The sequence below is a fragment of the Litorisediminivivens sp. KMU-197 genome, assembly GCF_056858395.1.
In genome coordinates, this window is record NZ_JBXEQG010000009.1 from 103,179 (window position 1) to 125,545 (window position 22,367).

Annotated in this window: 19 protein-coding genes; 8 read left to right on the forward strand and 11 right to left on the reverse strand. The window is 62.6% G+C overall.

Going from position 1 to position 22,367, the window contains the following annotated elements; translation table 11 throughout:
• Positions 1–69 precede the first annotated feature (69 nt).
• Positions 70–1,095, reverse strand: coding sequence for a plasmid partitioning protein RepB (gene repB / locus AC04PT_RS16690; RefSeq protein WP_482874865.1), 1,026 nt, complete (start codon positions 1,093–1,095; stop codon positions 70–72).
• A complete protein-coding gene (gene repA / locus AC04PT_RS16695; protein WP_482874866.1) occupies positions 1,095–2,294 on the reverse strand; it encodes a plasmid partitioning protein RepA in 1,200 nt (399 codons plus the stop codon). The genes repB and repA overlap by 1 nt, the downstream gene beginning before the upstream one ends.
• 459 nt (positions 2,295–2,753) lie before the next feature.
• Between repA and araD the strand changes: the two genes are divergently transcribed.
• Positions 2,754–4,496 carry an L-arabinonate dehydratase gene (gene araD, locus AC04PT_RS16700; protein WP_482874867.1) on the forward strand — a complete coding sequence of 581 codons (1,743 nt, stop codon included), beginning with the start codon at positions 2,754–2,756 and terminating at the stop codon, positions 4,494–4,496.
• Between the two features lie 215 nt (positions 4,497–4,711).
• Here the strand turns inward: araD and AC04PT_RS16705 are convergent, their stop codons facing one another.
• Positions 4,712–5,446: a metallophosphoesterase family protein gene (locus AC04PT_RS16705; RefSeq protein ID WP_482874868.1), complete on the reverse strand. Its 735-nt coding sequence runs from the start codon at positions 5,444–5,446 to the stop codon at positions 4,712–4,714.
• A gap of 170 nt (positions 5,447–5,616) precedes the next feature.
• Here AC04PT_RS16705 and AC04PT_RS16710 point away from each other — a divergent pair, with 170 nt between their 5' ends.
• The 3 genes from AC04PT_RS16710 to AC04PT_RS16720 are packed head-to-tail and all read left to right on the forward strand — an operon-like array spanning position 5,617 to position 9,752.
• Positions 5,617–7,782, forward strand: coding sequence for a YjbH domain-containing protein (locus tag AC04PT_RS16710; RefSeq protein ID WP_482874869.1), 2,166 nt, complete (start codon positions 5,617–5,619; stop codon positions 7,780–7,782).
• Positions 7,779–8,363 carry a YjbF family lipoprotein gene (locus tag AC04PT_RS16715; RefSeq protein WP_482874870.1) on the forward strand — a complete coding sequence of 195 codons (585 nt, stop codon included), beginning with the start codon at positions 7,779–7,781 and terminating at the stop codon, positions 8,361–8,363. Before AC04PT_RS16710 ends, AC04PT_RS16715 begins: the two co-directional genes overlap by 4 nt.
• Positions 8,364–8,390: 27 nt before the next feature.
• Positions 8,391–9,752 carry a polysaccharide biosynthesis/export family protein gene (locus AC04PT_RS16720; protein ID WP_482874871.1) on the forward strand — a complete coding sequence of 454 codons (1,362 nt, stop codon included), beginning with the start codon at positions 8,391–8,393 and terminating at the stop codon, positions 9,750–9,752.
• Between the two features lie 147 nt (positions 9,753–9,899).
• Here AC04PT_RS16720 and AC04PT_RS16725 read toward each other — a convergent pair whose 3' ends face one another.
• Together AC04PT_RS16725 and AC04PT_RS16730 are read right to left on the reverse strand one after the other, a co-directional pair.
• Positions 9,900–12,089 carry a GumC family protein gene (locus AC04PT_RS16725; RefSeq protein ID WP_482874872.1) on the reverse strand — a complete coding sequence of 730 codons (2,190 nt, stop codon included), beginning with the start codon at positions 12,087–12,089 and terminating at the stop codon, positions 9,900–9,902.
• Between the two features lie 74 nt (positions 12,090–12,163).
• Entirely contained in the window at positions 12,164–12,829 is a 666-nt protein-coding gene (locus AC04PT_RS16730) for a sugar transferase (RefSeq protein ID WP_482874873.1), read from the reverse strand.
• Positions 12,830–13,526: 697 nt separating this feature from the next.
• On the opposite strand from AC04PT_RS16730, the gene AC04PT_RS16735 reads away from it, so the two are divergent.
• Together AC04PT_RS16735 and AC04PT_RS16740 are read left to right on the forward strand one after the other, a co-directional pair.
• Positions 13,527–13,931 (forward strand): DUF4112 domain-containing protein, encoded by a 405-nt coding sequence (locus AC04PT_RS16735; RefSeq protein ID WP_482874874.1) that lies wholly within the window; start codon positions 13,527–13,529, stop codon positions 13,929–13,931.
• 3 nt (positions 13,932–13,934) lie between these two features.
• Complete coding sequence (locus AC04PT_RS16740; protein WP_482874875.1) at positions 13,935–14,951, forward strand: endonuclease/exonuclease/phosphatase family protein; 1,017 nt, start codon at positions 13,935–13,937, stop codon at positions 14,949–14,951.
• A gap of 3 nt (positions 14,952–14,954) precedes the next feature.
• On the opposite strand, the gene AC04PT_RS16745 is transcribed toward AC04PT_RS16740, so the two are convergent.
• The 6 genes from AC04PT_RS16745 to AC04PT_RS16770 form a co-directional block, all read right to left on the reverse strand.
• Positions 14,955–15,635: a GntR family transcriptional regulator gene (locus tag AC04PT_RS16745; RefSeq protein ID WP_482874876.1), complete on the reverse strand. Its 681-nt coding sequence runs from the start codon at positions 15,633–15,635 to the stop codon at positions 14,955–14,957.
• A 220-nt stretch (positions 15,636–15,855) separates the two neighbouring features.
• Positions 15,856–16,539, reverse strand: a complete 684-nt coding sequence (locus tag AC04PT_RS16750; RefSeq protein WP_482874877.1) for a GntR family transcriptional regulator — start codon at positions 16,537–16,539, stop codon at positions 15,856–15,858.
• Positions 16,540–16,642: 103 nt separating this feature from the next.
• Positions 16,643–17,344, reverse strand: a complete 702-nt coding sequence (locus AC04PT_RS16755) for a hypothetical protein (RefSeq protein ID WP_482874878.1) — start codon at positions 17,342–17,344, stop codon at positions 16,643–16,645.
• Positions 17,325–17,588, reverse strand: coding sequence for a hypothetical protein (locus tag AC04PT_RS16760; protein WP_482874879.1), 264 nt, complete (start codon positions 17,586–17,588; stop codon positions 17,325–17,327). Before AC04PT_RS16760 ends, AC04PT_RS16755 begins: the two co-directional genes overlap by 20 nt.
• Positions 17,589–17,616: 28 nt before the next feature.
• The gene (locus AC04PT_RS16765) at positions 17,617–19,062 is read right to left on the reverse strand and encodes a WD40/YVTN/BNR-like repeat-containing protein (RefSeq protein ID WP_482874880.1); all 1,446 of its coding nucleotides are present in this window, start codon (positions 19,060–19,062) and stop codon (positions 17,617–17,619) included.
• A 15-nt stretch (positions 19,063–19,077) separates the two neighbouring features.
• On the reverse strand, positions 19,078–20,382 hold the full coding sequence (locus AC04PT_RS16770) for a hypothetical protein (protein ID WP_482874881.1): 1,305 nt from the start codon (positions 20,380–20,382) through the stop codon (positions 19,078–19,080).
• A gap of 418 nt (positions 20,383–20,800) precedes the next feature.
• On the opposite strand from AC04PT_RS16770, the gene AC04PT_RS16775 reads away from it, so the two are divergent.
• Together AC04PT_RS16775 and AC04PT_RS16780 are read left to right on the forward strand one after the other, a co-directional pair.
• Positions 20,801–21,667: a zinc metalloprotease gene (locus tag AC04PT_RS16775; RefSeq protein ID WP_482874882.1), complete on the forward strand. Its 867-nt coding sequence runs from the start codon at positions 20,801–20,803 to the stop codon at positions 21,665–21,667.
• A 9-nt stretch (positions 21,668–21,676) separates the two neighbouring features.
• On the forward strand, positions 21,677–22,367 hold a 691-nt coding region (locus AC04PT_RS16780), incomplete at its 3' end, for a hypothetical protein (RefSeq protein ID WP_482874883.1).

Here is a 22,367-nt window from a genome sequence, read left to right on the forward strand (position 1 = left end):
GATTGCTACATCACAGGTGCTAATCAGATGATGAGGGCTCTCCGGGGGAAACCTTGGGGGGCTCTTTTCTTATGGGCCTTCGTCTGTCTCCTCTGCTCGTGTTGCCGTTGCCGGTCGGGCCGGATTGGCCGAACCGCTCTCATTCCGCCACTGGTCGAACAGCAGACGCAACGCGCTGTCTGCGTTCTGTTCGATCCACTGGCCGAATTCGGGATTGTCCTTGCGCTGCACCTTGAGCGCCACAGCCTTGCCGTCGCGGGTCAGGGTGCCCAGCCGCAGGCCCGTATCGTCTCGGACGACGATGACCTCACTGCGCGACGCGGGTGTCTCCTGCCGCGATGCCTTTTGCACTTCGGCGAAGATCGCCTGGAACCGGTCGGCGCTGGTCGTGTCCTCGGGCAGGGCGGCCAGTGTCCGTTGCGCGATGTCCACCGCAGAGGTCTTTTCCGACAAGGCCGCCAGGTCACCCCATTGCCGCCGTCCGATGCCATGGGCGGGACCGATCAGGCGAACCAGTTCTTCCGGCAATTGTTCGATGACCACGCGGTGGTTGGAAACGCCCTGACGGCTGAGACCGAGGGCATCCTGAATGACCGCAGGCTTGTAGCCAGCTTGTTGCATATCACGGATGAAGAGCGCGCGTTCGATGAAGGACGGATCGAGCCGCAGGTTGTTCTCCTGGCCCTGCGCGATCAGCGAGGCTTCGTCGTCCAGTGTGCGGACGATCGCCTTGACGGTGCCGCCAGCCTTGCGGATTGCGGCCAGACGACGGCGGCCATAGATGATGCGGAAGCGGTCGGGCTTGTCCGACGGGCGGACCAGAATGGGCACTTGCTGCCCATGCTTGCGGATGCTTTCGGCCAGCTCGTCGATGCTGGGGTCTTCCAGAACGAGCCGGTCACGCAGTCCGTCCATCTCGATCTTGTCGGGGTCCAGGTCGCGGATCGAATTGGCGGTGATTTCGCGAAGAGAATCGCGCAGGCCGCCCACGGATCCCGGCAGCTTCGCGGCCTTGGACGTCGCGGGCTGTGGGGCAGGGGAGGGGGCCTTGGTCTGGGCGTCCTTCGGCGGCTGGTTGAAGATATTGCGGGCCATCAGCGCCGTCCCCAAGCCATCTGGATGGTCTGTTCCAGCTCATCGGCGACCGCGTTCACGCTGGTCATTGCCCGGTCGAGGGTCTTGCGGACCAGTTGGCCGGGGTCGACCTCATAAACGGTCTGCTGGGTCATTCCGGCATCGGAAATCGCGGTGGACTTGAGCATAGGCTCGGTCATCACCTGACCGGCGAGGATCGAGCGCAGGTAGCCCGCCATCTGGGTCTGGGGGCCGTCCGAGGGCTCGTATCGGGTGATCAGGAATTTTACGAAATCCCAGTTGACCCGTCGGTCGGTGGCCTCTTCCACCGCCTTGACGGTCTCGGAGGCGAGCTTGAGGAACTGGCTCATCGAAGCGATGTCGAGCATCCCCGGCACTACGGTCACCAGAAGCCCGGTAGAGGCTGTGAGCGCCGTCAGGGTGATGAACCCCAACTGCGGTGGACAGTCGATCAACACGAGATCGTAGTCGCCCTCCACTTCTTCCAGCGCGAGCGACAGGCGTTCGGCGAAGATCGGCTGCACGCGGGCGGCCAGGGCGTTGGCGGTCTCGGTCTCGTACTCCGACAGCATCAGCCCTGCGGGCACCATGTCGAGGTTGTGGAAATACGTCTTGCGGATCACTTCGGACAGCGGCTGCTGGTCGTCATAGCGCAGCGCGTCGTAGATCGTGCCACCCTCGGCGAATTCGAGTTCGGGGCGGAACCCGAAAAAGGTGGTCAGGCTGGCCTGCGGATCGAGATCCAGCACCAAGACGCGATAGCCGCGCAGGGCGTAGCGCTGCGCGAGGTGGATGGTCGAGGTGGTCTTGGATGAGCCGCCCTTGAAATTGACCATCGACAAGACCTGCATCCGGTCGCCATCGCGGCGTCCGGGCTGGTAGGCGCTGGCGTTCTTGCCGGTGCGTCCAAGGATGCCGCGCAGGGTGTCGATATCCTCGGCGCTATAGAAGCGGTGGCCGCGGTTGTCGGTCATGACCTCGGGAAAACTGCCATCCTTGTGCCGGTTGCGCAGGTTCGAGGTGCTGACCCGCAGGATCTCGGCCACCTCGCTGGAACTGAACCGCCGCAGCGATTTGCGCTCTTCCGGTTCGAAGGCGATCTTCATCTGCCGGTCGAGCGACTCGGCCAGATGGTCGGCGAAGACGCCGATGTCGCCTGACCCTATGCCGGACGCATGGTCTGGGGTATGGTCATCCATATACTGCCGCCTCATGTGGCCCTTGCAGGGCTCTTGATCGTTCTGACGGGGAAATGCGTAGCTGACGCCTTTTGCCGTCAGGATCCAAATGCCATGATCTCGGTGGTCCGGCAAGAAGTTTCTGCCTGCGCCGGGGAAGTTATCCACAGCGGACCCGCTACTACAAGTAAGGCGCGCCGGTCAAGACATTGTAATCATAGGCTTTATCGAAATTCATCTTGCGATGTGGCGAGATTCCGAAGAATCCGTCGCAGCGAGGGCCTTGGGCCGGCGGGGTCGATGCAAGCCACGGAATTCAACGGGTGATTCCTGCTGCGGGGGCATGATGTCTTAGGGGCCTTGGGCCGCGTTGCTGCCAAGGTGCATGGCGCGTGTCCGGCTGCTTGGCATCGCACTGCCGGTTCCTGCGGTGTCCGATGTGGGCTAACACAGTCCCATGCGAGCGACTGGAGACCCCCGATGAAAGACACCCGAACAAAGACGCCCGAGACGCTGCGCAGCGCCCGCTGGTTTGCGCCCGACGACCTGCGCAGTTTCGGCCACCGTTCGCGGATGATGCAGTTGGGATATGCCGAGGAAGAATTTCGCGGCAAGCCGATCATCGGTGTGTTGAACACATGGTCCGAGATCAATTCGTGCCATGGCCATTTTCCGGAGCGGGCGAAAGAGGTGAAGCGCGGCGTCCTGCAGGCCGGAGGCTTCCCGATCGAGATGCCGGTGATGTCGGTGGACGAGCAGTTCACCAAGCCGACGTCGATGCTTTATCGCAACATGCTGGCGATGGAGGCCGAAGAGGTCATTCGTTCGCACCCCTTCGACGGCGTGGTGCTGATGGGCGGATGCGACAAGACCACGCCGGCGCTGATCATGGGGGCCATCTCGGCCGGGGTGCCGTTCATCTTTCTGCCGGCGGGGCCGATGTTGCGGGGCAATTACGCGGGCAAGACGCTGGGGTCGGGCTCGGACGCGTGGAAATACTGGGACGAGCGGCGCGCCGGCAATATCTCGGAGGCCGAATGGCGCGGGGTGCAGGGCGGGATCGCGCGGTCGCATGGCGTCTGCATGACGATGGGGACGGCCTCGACCATGACCGCGATTGCCGATGCCTTGGGGCTGACGCTGCCCGGTGCCTCGTCGATCCCGGCGGTGGATGCGAACCACTCGCGCATGGCCAGCGGCTGCGGGCGGCGGATCGTCGATATGGTCTGGGAGGACATGACGCCCGATCAGATCATCACCGATGCCTCGGTGCGCAATGCCGCGGTTGTTGCCATGGCAACCGGCTGTTCGACCAACGCGGTGGTGCACTTGATCGCCATGGCGCGGCGGGCCGGTGTCGGCCTGACGTTGGACCACCTTGACGCATTGGGACGATCGACGCCGCTGCTGGCCAATGTCAGGCCGTCAGGCCAGGGCTACCTGATGGAGGATTTCTTTTACGCGGGCGGGCTGCTGGCCTTGATGAAGCAGATCGAGGCGCGGCTGGAGACCGCCTGCATGACTGTCGCCGGAACCACGGTGGGCGACAATATCGCCGCGGCGCAGGTCTACAACGACGACGTGATCCGGCCCTTGTCGAACCCGGTCTACCACGAGGGATCGCTTGCGGTGCTGCGCGGCAACCTTTGCCCGGACGGGGCCGTGATCAAACCCGCCGCCTGCGATGCGAAGTTCCACGTCCACGAGGGGCCGGCGCTGGTCTTCGACAGCTATTCCGAGATGAAGGCCGCGGTGGACGACATCGACCTCGACATCACGCCCGATCATGTGATGGTGCTGCGCAATGCCGGTCCGCAGGGCGGGCCGGGCTTCCCGGAGTGGGGGATGCTGCCGATGCCAAAGGCGCTGTTGAAGCAGGGGCATCGTGACATGCTGCGGATTTCGGACGCGCGGATGTCGGGGACGTCCTACGGCGCCTGCGTGCTGCACGTTGCGCCCGAAAGCTTCGTGGGCGGGCCGCTGGCCCTGCTGAAAACCGGCGACAGGGTGCGGATCGACCTGCCGAACCGGTCGCTGGACATGCTGGTGCCCGAGGAGGAACTTGCAGAACGGCGGGCGGCATGGACCGCGCCGGAGCCTCGGTTTCAACGAGGCTGGGGCAAGATGTTCTCGCAGCACGTGGGGCAGGCGGACAGTGGCTGCGATTTCGATTACCTGACGCGGGACCATGGCGAAGCCGCGGGCGAGCCGGACATCTTCTGATGGCAAGGATCCGCCCTTAGGCGACGAGGCTGACGTCATCGCGCAGGGCGACGACACCAAGTAGGGGGTTGGCCTGCGGTATCTGGACACGCGATTTTTTGCAGGCGCTGCCGCTCCGCCCGTGTTCATTTCGCGCCGAAATGCTTGAACTGTGATCTGCCCAGTCGTCGTCGCCGAGAGGGCCAACCTGCATTGGTCACGGAACCCGTGTGAGGTCAGGTGTGGTCGAAATCGACACCCTCGGCCGTGATCCGCGCGACTGAAAGCTTGCCGGTGGCATAGGCCCCGGTGTCGACGGCAATACGTCCATTCTCGGCCGTGGCTTCGGCAACGATGGTGTGGCCATGCACGATCCAAAGCCCATCGCGTCTGCGGGTTCTGAGGAAATCGCGGTGACCCCAGGTGAGGACGCGCGGTTCTTGCGCGTCGATCGGTTTGGACGGATCGGCCCCGGCGTGAACGGCGACGACATTGCCCGAGCGGTGCGTCAGCGGCAGCAGGCGCAGCCAGTCGATCAGTTCGGGCCCCATGGCGCGGCGCAGCGCATCGGCGGCGATCTTCAGATCGGGGCCGGCCGTGGTCTGGATGACACCGGTGACGCCGAAGCTGGCCAGCGTCTGCAGGCCGCCGTTTCGGATCCAGCGCGGCCCCTTGTCCTGCGGGTCGTCAAGAAACGACAGCAGCATGTCCTCGTGATTGCCGCGCAGGCAGATGATGTCCGACCGTGCATGCAGGCGCCGCAGAACCTCGGCGCCATGTTCGCCCCGGTCGATGTAGTCGCCGACACAGACGATCGGCAGGTCGGAGGGCAGGTCGCGCAGCACCCGGTCCAACAGGTCGATCCGGCCATGAACATCGCCGATGGCGTAAAACCCCTGCTCGGGTGCCGGCGGTGGCAGGGCCGGCGGGTTCTTCGCCTTGAACAGGGACAGAAGGAAGGGCAGTTTCATAAATTTATCTTACGCGAGTTGCACGCGCCTGTATGTGCCGGATATGTGCCAAATGTGAATTGGCAAGCTTGCAATTTCTTGCTGCGCAACGGCAGGTCTCGAATCGCGTGACAAAACCGTCACAAGATGTGGTGTATCCGGATTGAGATGAAGACGGCCCCGTGTACTCGGTGTTCAGCGCGTCTAGGTTGCCGAAGATTGAACTGAGGACAGTCGATTTGAGAGCCCGCATTATATCGCTTTGCGCTGTTTTTGCGAGTGTCTCGGCAGCGGCCGAGCCGCAGCTTGCGACCGGGTACAACACCTATGGGTATGCAGGTTTGATCGAAATGCCGACGGGTCACGCGCTGCCCGACGGGGAACTGGCCTATACCTTCAGCTATTCTAAAAACACCAAGCGCAATACGCTGACCTTCCAGATCGCGCCGCGCCTGTCGGGGAGCTTCCGCTATTCGCTGCTGAACGACATGGACCCGGACTCGGGGCCTGATCTCGGCACCTCCGGAAGTTTCCGTTTCGACCGCAGTTTCTCGATCCAGTATCAACTGGCGGAAGAAAGCGAGAGGTGGCCGGCGCTGGCGGTCGGGCTGAACGATTTTCTGGGGACGGGGGTCTACCGGTCGGAATACATTGCCGCCAGCAAGACGATCACACCGCAACTGCGCGTCACCGGTGGCATCGGTTGGGGCCGTCTGGGGGGGGTCGGCGGGTTCCGGAACCCGCTTGCCGGGATCAACGACGGATTCAGCACCCGGGAAGAGCGCGTCGGCAACCAGGGCGGTCTGGTGGAGGCGAGCGAAATCTTTCGGGGCGACGCGGCGTTCTTTGGCGGCGTCGAGTACCAGGTCACCGACCGGTGGAAGCTGACGGCGGAATATTCGAGTGACCGCTACGAACTGGAGGACGGGGCTACCTTCGACTACGCCAGCCCGTTCAATGTCGGTGTCAGCTATCAGGCGCGCAAGAACATCAACTTCAAGGCGCATTATCTCTATGGCTCCGAGGTCGGGGTACAGCTGACCTTCACGCTCAATCCCAAGAACTCTCCTGCCTACAGCGGCACCGAAAAGGCACCGCCTACGGTGGTTCCGCGAACCAACGCATCGACACTGGGCTGGGGTGAAACCTACCCGGTTGGCGCAACCAACGAGCTTCACCGGCAGGCCGCGCAGGTGTTGCAGCAATACGGACTGGGCCTGCACGGGCTGACGGTGCAGGGCGACACCGCGCGGATCGAGATCGACAATCGTACCTACATGACGCAGGCTCAGGCCATCGGACGCGCGGCGCGGGCGATGACCGGTGTGCTGCCTGCGCAGATCGAGATGTTCGAGGTGTTGCCTGTCACCAACGGCATTGCGGGTGCCATGGCGACGATCCGGCGCAGCGATCTGGAGCGGCTGGAGTTCGAACTCGACAATGCCTGGAGCAGCTATGCACGCGCCGGGATCGAAAGCGCGACCGGCGGGCTGGATCCGGTTCCGGGGCGCTATCCCTTTTTCGATTATGACATCGGTCCGTACTTCGCTACCAGTTTCTTCGACCCCGACAACCCGTTCCGCGGTGATGCAGGCATCGAAGTCGGCGCCCGGATCGAGCCATTGACCGGGTTCGTGGTTCAGGGTGCGGTGCGCAAGAAGCTTTTCGGCAACCTGAGCGAGTCGACACGGGCGTCGACCTCGGTGCTGCCGCATGTGCGGTCGGACTTCAACAAATACGAAAAGTTCGGCGATCCGGCGCTGAAGCATCTGACCGGGTCGTATTACTTCAAACCGGGCGCGAACCTCTATGGCCGGGTCACCGCCGGGTACCTTGAAACGCAATACGGCGGGCTTTCGACCGAACTACTGTGGAAGCCGGTGGACAGTCGTCTGGCTGTCGGGGCTGAGCTGAACTACGTCCGGCAGCGGAATTTCGACCAACTGTTCGGATTCCGCGATTACGAAGTCGCGACGGGGCATGGCTCGGTCTATTACGATTTTGGCAACGGCTACCACGCACAGGTGGATGCCGGGCGTTATCTTGCTGGCGATTGGGGCGCGACGCTGTCGCTGGACCGCACTTTCAGGAACGGATGGTCCGTGGGTGCATTCGCGACCCTCACCGATGTGCCTTTCGAGACCTTCGGCGAAGGCTCTTTCGACAAGGGTATCCGCATCACCGTACCGATCGGCTGGGTCACGGGGCAGGCCCGGCGCGACACCTATTCCACCACCATTCGTCCGGTGACGCGGGACGGCGGCGCGCGGGTGCATGTCAACGATCGGCTTTACGAGACGATCCGCGACACCCACCAGCCCGCCCTGCGCGACGGCTGGGGGAGGTTCTGGCGATGATCCGTGTGCTGTTTCTTTGCCTGCTGGCGCTGGCGGCTTGTGCGCGTAACCAGCCGGACGTGCGCGGCCAGATCGATCGTGCGCAGCTGGACACCGTGCAGCAACCGCTGATCTTCGCAGAGTTGGCCAGCCTCGGCACCGCGGCCTCGCTGGTGCGGGGCGGACAGAACGGCGATGTCGTCACTTGGCTCACCGCCGACCGTGTGGGGTTGAGCTTCCAAGACGGGCTGATCGTGGCGACGCGCGGGCTCGGCCAGGACCTGATTACGGCGGATGTCTCGGGCACGCGGCGGGCGCTGGCCGGCGGGGCAGGGCGCTATCATTCGCGGTTCCACACCTATCTGGACGGCAAACATCAGACTCGGTATCGCGCGTTTCGCTGCCTGATTACCGACAGGCGTCCCGAGACCATCGAAATATTCGACCACCTTCACGCCACGACGCGGGTCGAGGAGACCTGCCATTCAACCGACCTGACGGTGGTGAACCGCTATTGGACGGGCGGCGGCGTAATGTGGAAATCGCAACAATGGGTCAGCCCCTTTGCCGGGTATCTGCTGACCGAACGACTGGTCCGCTGAGGGCCACAAGGAATGAGGGGGTGTGACATGAACGGACTGTTACGGATGGGAGGGCTCGCCCTGATCCTGGCGTTGCCGTCGGCCTGCGGGGTGACCTACACAAGCCCCACGGTCAAGGAACAGGCCGCAGGCGCCAAGGTGCGCGTGCTGCCGCTGAGCACCCAAAGCGTGCTGGTCGCCAACCGTGCGCCTTATCAGCCGCGCAGCCTGCCCGAGGTGTTCTATATCGGCACCGGCGGCGGCACCGCGCAGGCCACTGCGGCGATCCCGCCCGCGCCCTATGTGCCGACCGAAACCCGCGGCTCGCTGACCTTGCGGCTGCCTTCGGACCCGCCGGTCGAGCCGTACCGGATCGGTGTCGGCGACGTTCTGCTGCTGGCCACCAAGGGCGGCGCGAGCACCATCCAGGAACTTTCGGGTCTGCTGGCGGTGCAGAACCAGCGGCAGGGTTTCACCGTGCGCGAGGACGGCGCGATCTCGATCCCCGACGTCGGCACCGTTTCGGTCGCCGGCATGACGCTGGAAGAGGCCGAGGCGCGCCTGTTCCGCCGGCTGGTTGAAAACCAGGTGGATCCGGATTTCTCGCTCGAGATCGCGGAGTTCAACTCCAAGAAGATCGTCGTTGGCGGCGCAGTGGCCAGTCCCACCGTGGTGCCTGTGACACTGAATACGCCCAATCTGGGAGAGGTGCTGACGGCGGCCGGGGGAGTGTCGACGCAGGACGAAGAGTTCGCCTCGGTCCGGCTCTACCGCGACGGTACACTGTATCAGATCCCGGTCCGCGACTTTTACAACCGGCCCGAATTGCAGACCACTCGGCTGGTGGCGGGTGATGCGATCTATGTCGACACCACCTATGACCTCGACCGGGCGCTGGCCTTCTATCGTCAGAAGATCGAGATCATCAACGTCCGCAATCAGGCACGGTCGCAGGCGATCGCGCAATTGCAGGCCGAGATCGGGCACCGCCGCGCGTCGCTTGGCGAGCAGCGCAGCAACTTCCAGTCAAGGGTGGCGTTGGATGCCGAGGCGCGGGACTATGTCTATCTGGCCGGCGAGGTGAACAGCCAGAGCCGGTTCACCCTGCCATACGGACGTCAGGCAACGCTTGCGGATGTGCTTTATGACAAGGGCGGGTTCAGCACCGAGACCGGAAATCCGGGGCATATCTATGTGCTGCGCGCGTCGGACAACCCGGCAGAGTTCGGCGCGGTGACGGCGTGGCACCTTGATGCGGGCAACGCCGCGAACATCACCATTGCGACGCAAATGCAGATGCGTCCCAACGACGTGGTCTTTATCGAAGAACAGCCGATCACCAAGTGGAACCGCGCCCTGCGCCAATTCTTCCCGCCGCTGATCAGCTTGGCTACCGGGGCTGTGCAGTAACATCTCGATGGCTGCCCCGGATCTGATCCGGGGCGTGACCTTGAAGCTGGACAGGAGGTCCCGGATCACGTCCGGGACAGTTCGGCATGGGCGGCCATGTCACCGCCATAAGGCTCGGCACTGGTAGGGATGGTGCGACCCGAGCCGTCAGCCCGCGTCGTAATAGCCTTTGCCGTAGGCCGAATAGGCCCCGTATCTCCCGCCATAGCCGTAGCGTTTCATCCCCTTCGGATCGATTTGCGCCATGACCAGACCATGGACCCGCAGGCCGACCGAATTGAACTGCCGAAGGGCGTCGCTGACCTGGGTCTTGCTGGTCCTGTCCCAGGCGACCGAAAAGATGATGGCGTCGGCGAACTGGCCGATCACCCTGGCATCCGGCACGACCAGCACCGGCGGCGTGTCGATGACGATGTAGTCATAGGACTCGCGCAGGTCGCTGAGGAATTCGCGGAACCGTTCCGACGAAAACAGGTCGGCGGCGTTCACGCTGGCCTTTTCGCCGCGCAGCACATCGACGTCCATGCCCGGTGCTTGCACGATCAAATCCGAAAGCGGCTTGTCGCCGGTCATCGCCGAGACGAGGCCGCCCTTGCTGTCTCCGAAGTCGAAATACTCGGCGAAGGTGCGTCGGCGGATATCACCTTCAACCAGTATCACCTTCTTGCCCAGACCCGACAGGTTGTGCGCCAGCGAGATGGACTGCGTGGTCTTGCCTTCGCCGGGCAGGGCTGACGTCGACATGATCACTTGCGGCGTGTGGTCGACGTCCGACAGCAGGACCGAGGTGCGCAGATTGCGGATCGCCTCGGCGGCGGCCGAGGTCGGCTTATCGTTGAGATAGCGGACAAGGCTGTTACGCTTATTGATCGGCATCTTCGGGATCTGGCCGAAGACGGCGATGCCCGTCGTCGCTTCAAGATCTTCGGGCGTGCGGAAACCGTTGTGCAGCATCTGCCGCATCAGCACGATCCCGGCGCCGATCATTGCGCCCAGAATCAGGCAGAGCGCCAGAATGCGCGATTTCCGTGGCTCGACGTACTGCCCCGGAGTGGCCTTGGACAGGATGCGGCTGTCAGCCTGCTGCAACCCGCGCTGCACGGTGGTTTCCTTGAGCCGGGTGAGGAAGGTCTCGTAGAGTGTCCGTGTGGCCTCGGTCTCGCGCTCGAGCTGCTGAAGCTTGACGAGGTCTGCGGATTGCTGCTCGATCTGCTCCTGCAGGCGCGAGAATGACGACTCGAGCGCATCGATCTGCTGCTCGGCACGCTCCAGCGCATTTTCCTCGCGGGTGATCAGCAAATCGAAACGATCCATGAACAGGTCACGGTTCGAGGCCGCGTTATCCGTGCGCGTGGCCAGCCGATCTAGCGTCGGGTCTTCGGCAGCGGCAGCCATTGCGCGCAGGTCGCCGTCCTGACGCAGGGTTGCCAGTGTCTCGACACGGGCGGTCAGGAGGGCGACGGTGGCACGGGTTTCAGACAGGCGGTCGCGGACGTCTTTGGACTGAAGGTTCAGCGCTTGCAGCGCCTCGACATTGACGAGGTCGGTTTCCGCGCGCAGTTCCTTGATCGCGTTTTCGCGGTCCTTTAATTCGGTCTCGAGGTCGATCACCCGTTCGGAGAGCCAGGCCACCGCGTTTTCGGTTGCCTGAAACTTCACGTCGATCTGATCCTGAATGTACAGGTCGGCGAGGGTATTGGCGATCAGGGCCGATTTCCGTGGGCTCTGCGTCGTGGCGCTGATGTTGAAGATGTAGGTGTTGCGTTGGTTCGACGCCGAGACCGCGCTGCGTACCGCGCCGATCGTGCGGGTCACGGCCGGGTCTTCCGTGGCATCTTCTGGAAGCACCGTGGGGTCGGCCACGGGGGCAGGGGCCACCACCGACCTGATCGCATTTTTCACATGAGCAAGCGAGAAGGCCGGCGCCGGCCGAAGGGCGCCGTTGAACTCCGGATCCCGGGTCAGGTCCAGCCGGTCGACCAGCTTGGCCAGAAGCTCACTGGATCGGATGACTTCCAACTCGGTGTTGATGGCGCTGGTCTCGGTCGAGACGCCGGAGACGACGCTTTCCAGATCGACGACGTTCTCATTTCGGATCTGCAACGCCAGCTGGGCGTTCGCGCGGTACTTCGGCTCGGCGATCCAGAAGGCATAGTAGCCGCCGATCAGCATCAGAATCGTGGCGCAGGCCGCAATTATCCATTTTCCACGCCACAGGGCACCGGCCAGCGCCAGCAGATCGATCTCGTCGTCGCCATCGTCCTGCGGAACCGCAGCTTGCTGTATCGGTGTGAAGCGGCTGCCGGGACGGTAGCCACCTTGGGACTTCTCTAACATTCGCGCGCCGTCATCCATGAATCTGCACTCGCGGTAGTGTCATATCGTCCGGACGTCAGCAACGCACAAGAAGGTCAGGCCCCGTGGCGGCCAAAGACAGTCACCAGCGTGCGCCAGAACAACCAAAGCTCGAGCCGCAGGCAGGCGTGTTGAATATAGTACAGGTCAGCGCGGGTCTTGGCGACGGTCGCGTCGATTCCCTGCGCGTAACCGAGCTGGGTCTGGGCCAGCCCGCTGATGCCCGGACGCACATTGTGACGCGCGCGATAGCCGGGGACGGTCCGCAGGAAATGGCGTGCGTGGTGGAAGTAGTCAGGGCGCGGACCGATCAAGCTCATGTCGCCGCGCAGCACGTTAAGGACTTGCGGCAGTTCGTCGAGACGTGATCTGCGCAAAAATGCGCCGAGCCGCGTGATGCGGGTGACCTCGAGCGGATCATTTGGTCCGCGCGCAATACGCGCCGCGACCGTCATGCTGCGGAACTTGAGCGCCGGAAAGGCCTTGCAACCGCGGCCCATGCGCGGCTGCACATAAAACAGTGGGCCTTGGTTGAAAAAAGGGTTCAATACGAAAATCACCAGTGTGACGAGGGCGATCATCGGCAAAAGCAACAGGCTGAAGGCCACGTCAAACGAACGTTTTGCGATCTGGAAGGTACGGCGCTGATCGGCAAGATCAAAAGAATTGGTCGGGACATCGCGTTGCGGTATGGCGACGGTTGCGGTGTCAAAGTCGAACACTGATATCTCCCGTGGACTGAATCACCTTAACTATTTTTTAACCACTTACCATCTGGTAATTTGAATGGAAAGGTCTGGCGCCGGCGAATTACGGGGATTGACGAAGCTTTTACGACCAAAGAACGATCAATTTATTGAAAGATGTGCATTCCTTGGACCGAACGGTAATGAGCTTTGTCTGGTAGCGTCATAACTCGCATGACAAGTTTCGAATGTGATGCGCGGTTTAGCGTGTTAACTTATCCACATGTTCAATGCAGCTTTTGCATGAACGTAAGCGACGCTCTGCAGGGTGCATCTGCCAAAAGTCATTGTTTACAGTAGTTTAATTTGCGTTCCTTTAGAGAGGAGTCGACAATACTGACGCGGACAGGGTGCCGGCCTCCGGAATTGGCTGTGACCTCTATCACATTACGGGCATTGGACTGGATTCGCGACATCTTAGCGGCGTTGTCTGCAAACCGCCTGCGTTTCGTATTCTCCAAGTATTGCTGGGCGTCCTGAGCTTTCCTGCCGGCATCGCGCCAATCTATTCAGTTTTAGGAAGGTTGTGAACTAAGCACCTTCGATTAAAGGATGGTTCAGTCAGAAGAATTATCGAGCGGGTCACAAACGCAGAGCCATGCGGCCCAAGGAACCCAAGACGTGCGGTGGCGTTTAAGCCACGAGCGCCGACATTTTTGCCCGAGGACACGCCTTGACCACAGAGCCCCTTACCCAACCCGTACCCGACACAACGCCCGAACGCCAGAAGGCGCTTCAGGACCTCGATCGCCTGTCGACGCTGCTCGATAGCAAGTTTCGCGTGCCGGGCACGTCGATCCGCTTTGGGCTGGATGGCGTCTTGGGGTTGATCCCGGGTGTCGGCGACGTGGTCACCGTGGGGCCGGCGCTTTACCTCCTGTACCGAGGTCATCAGCTGGGCGCGCGGCGGCGGACGATGGCCAAGATGGCGATCAATACCGGGATCGATTTTACCATCGGCGCAATCCCGGTGTTGGGGGACCTGTTCGACGTGTTCTTCAAGGCCAACAAGCGCAATGTTGCCTTGCTGCGGCAGGAACTGGACCGACCCGTCACCCGTCCGGTCCGGGCAGGGTAGGGGATGCTGAAGCGGGGCCTTGCCGGGCTTGTCTGGCTGGCGATTTTTCTGGTCGCCGTCGTAACCTTGCTGCCGCTGTCCGGGTCGACCGAATGGTGGATACGGATGTGGGATTTCCCGAGGTATCACATCATTGTCGTGGCCTTGGTCGCGGCCGTGCTATCCATCCTGACCATGCGGACCAAGGCCGTGATCCCCTTGGTGATCCTGACCGGTGCGATCGTCGTGCAGGGTGCCAAGATCTACCCATTCACCCCCATAGCCAAGACCGAGATTGCCTTCACCCAACCTGAGGGCGGGCCGGTGGTGTCCTTGCTGGCCTTGAACGTGCTGATGGACAACCGCGACTATGCCAAGGTGATCGGGCTAATCGAGCGTGAAAAACCTGATGTGCTGCTGCTGATGGAGACCGACGAGGGCTGGAACCGGGCCCTTCACGATACGCTCGCGACCTACGACACGGTCCTCAGGGAACCGCTGAGCAATTTCTACGGGATGATCTTTGCCACGCGGCTTCCTGTCGAAATGGCAGAGATCGTCTATCCGGTCGACGACGAGACCCCGGCGGCGCTGGCCCGGTTACGGGATGATACCGGACGCGACTTCCTGTTTCTCGGTCTGCATCCGCGCCCGCCCGTTCCGGGCACCGATACCGACACGCGCGATGCGCAGATCGTCAAGGCGTCGGACCTAGTGCACGACGCCGATCTGCCGGCGGTGGTGATGGGTGATTTCAATGATGTGGCCTGGTCCTGGACTGCCGAACGCTACAAGCATCACGGCCAGTTCAAGGACCCGCGCGTCGGCCGTGGCACGATCCCAAGCTTCGATGCGAACCACCCGTTCCTGCGTTTTCCGATCGATCAGCTTTACGTCACCGAGGGCGTACACCTCGTATCCTTCGACCGGGGGCCGCATGTCGGATCGGACCATTTTCCGATCTCCGCCGAAGTCATGATCGCCGCAGACGTCGAACCCGGAGCGGTGGAGACGCTGGCAGAGGGTCAGGACGCAGACTGAGCCCTATTCGAAGTACTCCCGGTGAGCTTCGTGGATCTCGCGGATGGTATCATCCAATCGGCCAAGGTGACGACGGATCGTGGCACGGGCGCTGTCTTCAGAGCCGTCCCGCAGCGCCTGTGCGATCTGCTCGTGATCGTCCATCACCGCGGTCACCTCATCCGAGCGGCGCAGGCTGAGCACGCACAGACGGTCGACCTCGCGCTTGCACCGCTCGACGGTTTCGAATGCCAGGGGAAGGCCCGCAAGCTCGCAGATCAGCTTGTGAAAATGGTAGTCGAGCGCGTGGAACTCTTCCGGCGGCCCCGACCCGACGACGGCGCGTTGCCGCGCGAGGTTGTCCTCGAGCACGGCTGCGCGGGTGTCATCCCAGACCGTGCAGGCATGGCTCACGACTTCAAGTTCGACGGCGAGGCGGACGAAACGGGCGTTGTCGATCTGCGGCATCGAAAAGCCGCGCACCTCGGTCGCGCGTTGCGGCCGAATCAGCAGGAGGCCGAGGTTGCCAAGCCGATTGAAGGCATCACGGACCGGCTGACGCGAGACACCCATACGCTGCGCCACCTCGGCCTCGGACATCTTGGTCCCGGGCAAGAGTTTCAGGCTGGCGATCTCGTCATGCAGCATCTTGAAGACGGCATCGGTGGTTGTCCGCGGGGCCACGGCATCATCCGGTGTGTGCATCGTGTTCCTCCCTGTCCGGGCAGCCATGTCAGTCCGTCGGGGCCTGTAACGGGTTGCCTTGGTCGTGTCACTGATGCAGGCCGGACGGATACGGTGGCCGATGGTGGCACCGGAAGGTCAGATAGACAAGTTGGAGCAAGCGGCTGTCACACGGGCGAATGCGAGGTTCGGCGTCCTGACTACCTGCGCCAGCCGAGGGGGGAGGGGCTGCAGGCGCCAGTCAGCCCTGCATGATGTCGGGTTTTTCGTCGAGGTGCACGCCGGTCTGCCGGTAGTGGCTCAGCAAACGCTGAACCGCCAGATCGCTGTCGCGTGCCAGCGCTGCTTCGAGGATGTCGCGGTGTTCGCCAAGGATGTCCCTCTCGACGTGGCCACGCGACCGCCCGGCAAGGTTGCGGTAACGGACATTGAGGTCATAAAGCTGGCTGGCATAACGCAGCAAGAGCGGTGATCCGCATCGGGCAAGCAAAGCGAGGTGGAAGTTCTTGTGCGCCTTCTCATAGGCTTCGGTGTCGATGCCGATATGAAGGGTCATGTCGTGGAAGGTTTGTCGAACTTCCTGTTCCCAACCCTCGTCCGCCGCAGCCAGCGAGTCGCGCAGGCCCATCTCTTCCAGCGTGCACCGCAGCATGAGGATTTCGTCGAAATTGGCCTGACTGACCGGCGCGGCGCGAAATCCTCGCTGATCGAGACGCTCCACCAGCTGATCCGATACCAGCAGCGTCAATGCTTCGCGTATCGGCGAAGCGCCGGTACGGAGGTGGTGGCTGAGACGGACAATCTTCAATTTTTCGCCCGGCGCGAGCTCGCCGCTGATAATCATCTTCCGGATCGCATCATAGGCCAACTGGGTCGCCGAAACGGTCGACGGGCGTGATGTGGTATCAGGAACAGACAGGTTCATGATCAAATCCTATCCGCTAAGACGGAATTGGCAAAGCGTCTTGCTCACACAAGGTGAGCGATTGTTGCCGAGCCTCCCGGAGGGCCACGGCGTGGCCGAAGCATCATTCGGGCGGATCATCGACCCGTTCAAGGATCAGACTGCGGATGTCGGTCCGCGGGAAATGCCTGGGCAGGTGATCAAGGCGCGCACCGGGCGCGGCTTCTGACAGTATCTGGCTGGTCCAGCCGAGAGGATCGGTGGCGGCGATGACCAGCCGTCCGGAAGCCCTGAGCAAGGGTGGCAAAGCCGACAAGAAACGCTCCGCTTTGGTGCGATCGCCGCAGCGGGTGCAGTCCGTGACCTGCCAGAACAGCGGTCCGTGGCAGTCATAGATCAGGTCATAGCCACCGGTCAGCGCAGCCAGCCCCGCCGCAAGGTCGCCGATCACCTGATGGTCGATGAAGGGCAGGGGGCCGGACGACCCGGGCAGAGGCCAGCGATAGGGGTCGATAGGGGTGAGCGACAGCGTCTCGATCCGGGCTCCGGGCAGCCGGTGACGCATCTGCGCGGCGGCGTGACCGGCACCGGGGCCAAGTTCCAGCAGTCGTGGCGCGGGATGTTGGGCAAGCGCCGACAGGGTTTCGCGGACACAGGGATGCAGCGGGCGGCTGTTGCAGGGGCGCTCGGCCATCTCGCCACCCGGGCCGAGGTGCGAAAAATGGTCGGGCGGCGGCGTGCCGTTGCCGACCAGAGAGATCAGCCCGCGCGGGAGGACAGGGCGCGTTGGTGAGTGTCCGGAATGGTCAGCCGATGCGTTTGGCATCGGCATCCGGATCCTGACTTTTCCACCACGAGTCGAAGTCGGACACCATTTCCTCGGTCCAGCGCGGTTCGCCGATCGGCATCCGGCCGCTCTTGACCGTGTCGTAGATTTGCGCCGCGTAGTGAAGCACGCTCTTTTCGTCGTGCAGGTCGAGGATCTGCGGCCAGCTCGACGAGACCTGTTTCATGTGGTCCACGTCCATTTCGGTGAAATATCCCTTGATGGTATCCCAGGTTACAGGCATGTCATCCTCCGTTGATTGATTGGTTGTTTCAGGCATTGGGCAGGCGGACCATCTGGCTTTCGCCGGTCTTGCCATCCACCGACAGGCGGCAGATGTAGATGCCGCCGCCAAGCCGCTCACCGTCTTCGTTGCGACCGTCCCAGGCGACGGTGTGACGCCCCTTCTTGCGGGCTTCGCCATCGACGAGCGTGCGGACATGGAAGGCGAAGTGGTTCCAGATCCCGAGGAAGACGCTGTCCGCATCCGCGTCGAGAACATAGCTGATCTCGACTGAGCCGCGGCTGTCATAGGGGACATGTGCCATGGCGAAGCCCGGAGGAGCGGGTGCGGCGCGGCGGGCCGCGGCGATCTTTTTCATCGGTTCCATGTGAGCCTTGGGTCCGCCCTTGTAGACGGTGTGGCCACTGCAAAAGCCCAGGGTTGCTGGGTTGCCGATCAGACGGTAGCGGTTGACCCGAATGCGCGGGTCTGAGTCCGGCTGCGCAGGGTCGTTATTCTGCGCTGTCCATGAGGCGCTGCCGTCCTCGGTCATTGAATTGAACAGCCCTTCGAAAGCATTGCCCCAGCCGCCGACCCAGCCCTGTTCGGGTGTCAGGAAACCGATACCTTCAAGGTCAAGGTTGATCTGCTGGCCGGCGCTGTCGTTCACCGGCTTTCGCGTCCAGCTTTCGCCGCCGTCGGTGGTCACGAGGATGGCTGCCGCGGTGAAATTTTCGAGGCTGACAAAGCCGTGCCGGTCGTCGAGCCACTGGATTTTCCAGCCCCATTCGCCGCAGTCGTAGCCTTTGGTGCCCGCGGCCTTGTCGACCCAGGTCTGGCCGCCGTCTGTCGTCTTGAGCACCACCGGTTTCAACTGTGCGTACTGCGGGTTGGTCTCGTAGCCCTTTTTAGTTTTCGGGCAGTTCGGGTCGATCTTGCCGCCGACGATCCAACCGGTCTGTTCATCGTGAAAGAAGACGTCAATCAGGTTGTCGGCGTGCTTTGACAGGTCCACGAAGGTCCAGGACTTGCCGCCATCAACCGTCTTGACGAGGCCGGGGCCCGGCAGGCTGGGATTGTTGGTGCCGGCGCCATAGACCACGTCTTCGCTGACGGCAAACATGCCGCAGATGCCGGCGGGCGACTCCTCGGGCATGTTGTCCATCGCGGTCCAGGTCTTGCCGCCGTCCTCGGTCTTGTGCAGCAGGATTTTCAGGAAGTCTTTCTGGGAATTGAAAGTGGTGACCGCGCCAATCCAACCTGTCTTGGGGTTCGGCCAGCCCATGCAGCGCAGGTAGGGAAACCCGGGGGTGCCGGGATCGATGAAGGCGCGCTTGTGCCATGTCTCGCCGCCGTCGGTCGTCTCGGCCACGTCGCCGGTCGAATTCACCAGCCAGCCATGATTAGCGTCAAAGAACCAGATGTCGTCGGTGCGCGATGTGGCCACCGGCGCATCGCCCGCGACGGCCCAGGTCCAGTCTGTGATCTTGCTCATCTGCCTGTCTCCCGCTCAGTTGCCGGTGCTCTGGCTGAAGAAGCCGTTCACCATGATGTGGCTGAGATTCATGTTCTTGGGCGGCAGGGTCACATTGCCCGCGGTCTTGCCGAAGGTGGTGTGGCAGGTGAAACAGTTGACCCCTTGGAACTGCTGATCGAAGGTCTCCATGGTCGCGTTGGCGAGGCTGGTCGATCCGAACAGCGGCGCGACGCTGCTATTGGGCTTCAGGTTGTTGGCCTGACCCCAAACACCGCCGACCAGCATGTAGTGCTGCCAGACGGAGCCGGACACCACGCCGCCCTGCACCGAGGCATTGAGGCTTTTGATGTCTTCGATATTGTCAGTAGAGCCGCCGCCGTAGGCAAAGGCGCGGAACACGTCGACCGTGGGTGACAGAAGCTGCGTTTCCGCGTCGACCAGTTTGAGGTCGGTGGCGTTGTTCTGGTTGCTGTCCTTGGCTGCGGTGCCCGCGTGATAGAAGGTGAAGTCCTCGTTGCTAACCGGGTCGGCCGAGCTTTGCGACATGCCTGCGGGCAGGTCGGGAGCATTGCCGATGTGTTCGAAGGTGGCCCAAATGAATTCCGGGTGGCCCTCGACAACACCCACGACGTGCACACCGGTCAGGGCGACCTCGACCTTGTCGGTCTTGCCGGGATCGACGACCACGGTGCCGTTGTCGTCCTTCAACAGGAAGATTTCTGCCGGGGTGGTGTAGAAGGTCGAGGTGTCATCGCCATCCTCGACGATCTTCCAGGAATACTTGAACTCCATTGCGCCGACCGGGAAATTCGTGTCGTCGGGGGCGGCGGCATAGACGTCGGGTTTGTAGAACTTGTTGTCGCGGACGAATTCGAAGAACGCCGGATCGACGTTCTGCGAATAATAAAGCGCGCGCCCGGATGTCTTGTCCGGCCCATGAACCAGTGCCCCGCGAGATCCGGCTTGAAAGATACTGTCCAGTCCTTCCATCTCGAATGACTTGTTGACGCGGACGGTCAGGGACAGCACCTTTTCCTGCGGCAGCGCGGCAAACCGCATCGGCGCGCTGTCGTCGGCGAAAAGCTCGGCAATGGTGGCGAAGGTTTCGAACCGCAGCCTGTCGCCGCTGGCGGCCGGCTGGGTCATCCACAAGAAGGTGTTCCACGCCCAGACATGAAAAGCGCAATTGGTCGTCGGTTGCGTGGTGTTGTCAGGTGCCGGCACATCAACATGCGTGGTCCAGCCACTGGGCGCTTCGCAACCCTGCGAGGTGGCCGGCGTGGCCAGCGCAAGCGCTGCGGCAGCGGTGGTGAGTCCGGCGAAAAGGGGGGTCTTCATGGCAGTACATCCGATCTGAATGATTTTTGGGACAGAATGGAAAACGCGGAAGAACAACCTGCCCGCGAAGAATCAATGTGCATGCAGCCTATCATATTATCCGCAAAAGTTGCATGAGGTCTTGCTTGGAGGTGTGCGGCGCGTCACACAATTAACCGGGCGGGTCATCGAACGAACCGAATGGCAGGCCAGACTGGGGGCGCAGGTAAGTCATAAATCGTTGAAATTGTGATGATCCTGATAGTCGCGTGGCGGTATCGACAAAGATCGCCCGCACGGCAGGCCATCAAGCCCGGACAACCCAACACACGCTGAGGCTGTTGCGCGCTTAGGTCCGAGTGGGAAGTGTGGTATGATCAACTGCCGGATTGCACCGGCAGAACGGATTGAAACCAACACGTTTTGAAGGAGTATTCACATGGCAGAAGAGGCACTTGGGCGGCGCTGCGCCACGCATGAGATTTCGAGCGCGGATTTGTCCCGCATGGTCGATCTGGAAGAGACCTTCCGCTCCAACAGCCGGATCACCGAAAGCACGATGAAGGTCACGATTCCGGTGCGGTTTATCCACGTGGTGAACGGCGACGAGGGCGTTATCACTGCGCAGCAGCGCGCGGATCAGATACAGGTGATGAACGAATGCTTCGAACCGACCGGGGTGTCCTTTTCCTATGACGAGGACGAGGTGACCGAGGTGGACAATCCGCAGTTCTTCGCCATGGGCCACGGCTCTGCCGCTGAGCGCCAATGCAAGGAAATGCACCAGTCGATTGCGCCGGAGAAGGGGCTGAACTTCTATACCGCGCGGCCGGCCGGCGGCATCCTGGGCTGGGCGACTTTCCCGCATGACATGAACGGTGACCCCAAGATGGACGGTGTCGTGATGCTGGACGGCACGCTGCCGGGCGGCAGCGCGGCGAACTATAATTTGGGCAAGACCGGGGTCCACGAGGTGGGCCATTGGCTTGGGCTCTACCACACTTTTCAGGGCGGTTGTTTCCCTCCGGGCGACCATGTCCCGGACACGCCGGCGCACGCCGGACCGGTCTTCGGCAAGCCGGACGAGGCGGGCCAGCCCTACAACCTCTGTCCGAACGAGCCGTCGTCGGCGCGCTGCCCGGTCAACAATTACATGGGGTATTGCGATGACGAGTGGATGACCGAATTCACCGATGGCCAGACCGAACGGGTCTGGGCGCAGATCGGCATGTTCCGGTCGGGGCTGCTGGCAGCCGGGGCGGAGCCCGAGGTGGAATCGGCATTGGCCGGACCGGTGGTCTGGTAGGCGGTGGCCATGGGTCTTTTCTGCCTGCTGCTGGGTGCAGGATTCCTGTCGCACGACGACTACAGCCTCAACCCCGAAGCAGTGGCCGCCGCCGGGGCGGGTTATGCCGTGCGGCGCGAAGCCGGTGCCAATGCGCTGACGATTCGCGCATCTGAGGGGTTTGCCGAGCAACTGGACCGGATCGCGCAGCGTGCGGGAGGCGAGGCCGGGATCATTGCGCCGCCGCCATGCCCGCCCGAGGCCGACAGGGTGATGGTGATCGACGCCGAGGCGGCCGAAGTGCCGCCCGGCGCGGTGCTTTACCCGCCCCGTATCCTTGATACCGGCGCTGGCATCGGACCCGAGCTTCTGCGCGCGTTGCGCGAACAGACCGGCCAGCCCGAGCCGCGCCCGCTGCCACCGTGGCAGCAGCAGGTCAGGGTGCTGCGGGCAACAGGAGACGTGGCGGAAGCCGACCTTTTCGACACCGTGTTCCGCGATCCCTGGGCCAGTTGGGTCCGGACAGAGGGTGCGGTCTATGTCGTGACGGTGGCACCCGAGCCGCCGATCGAGGCCGAGGTTCTGGCCGAGGGGGCCGAGCTGGGCCGGCTTCGCTTCATTGCCGATCCGCCGTCCGGTGCCCGCACCTTGGCGACCGGCCTCGCGATCTGCCCCCGGGATTGCGAAGATGGCGATGCATGGAGTGCGCTGCGCTTTGGAC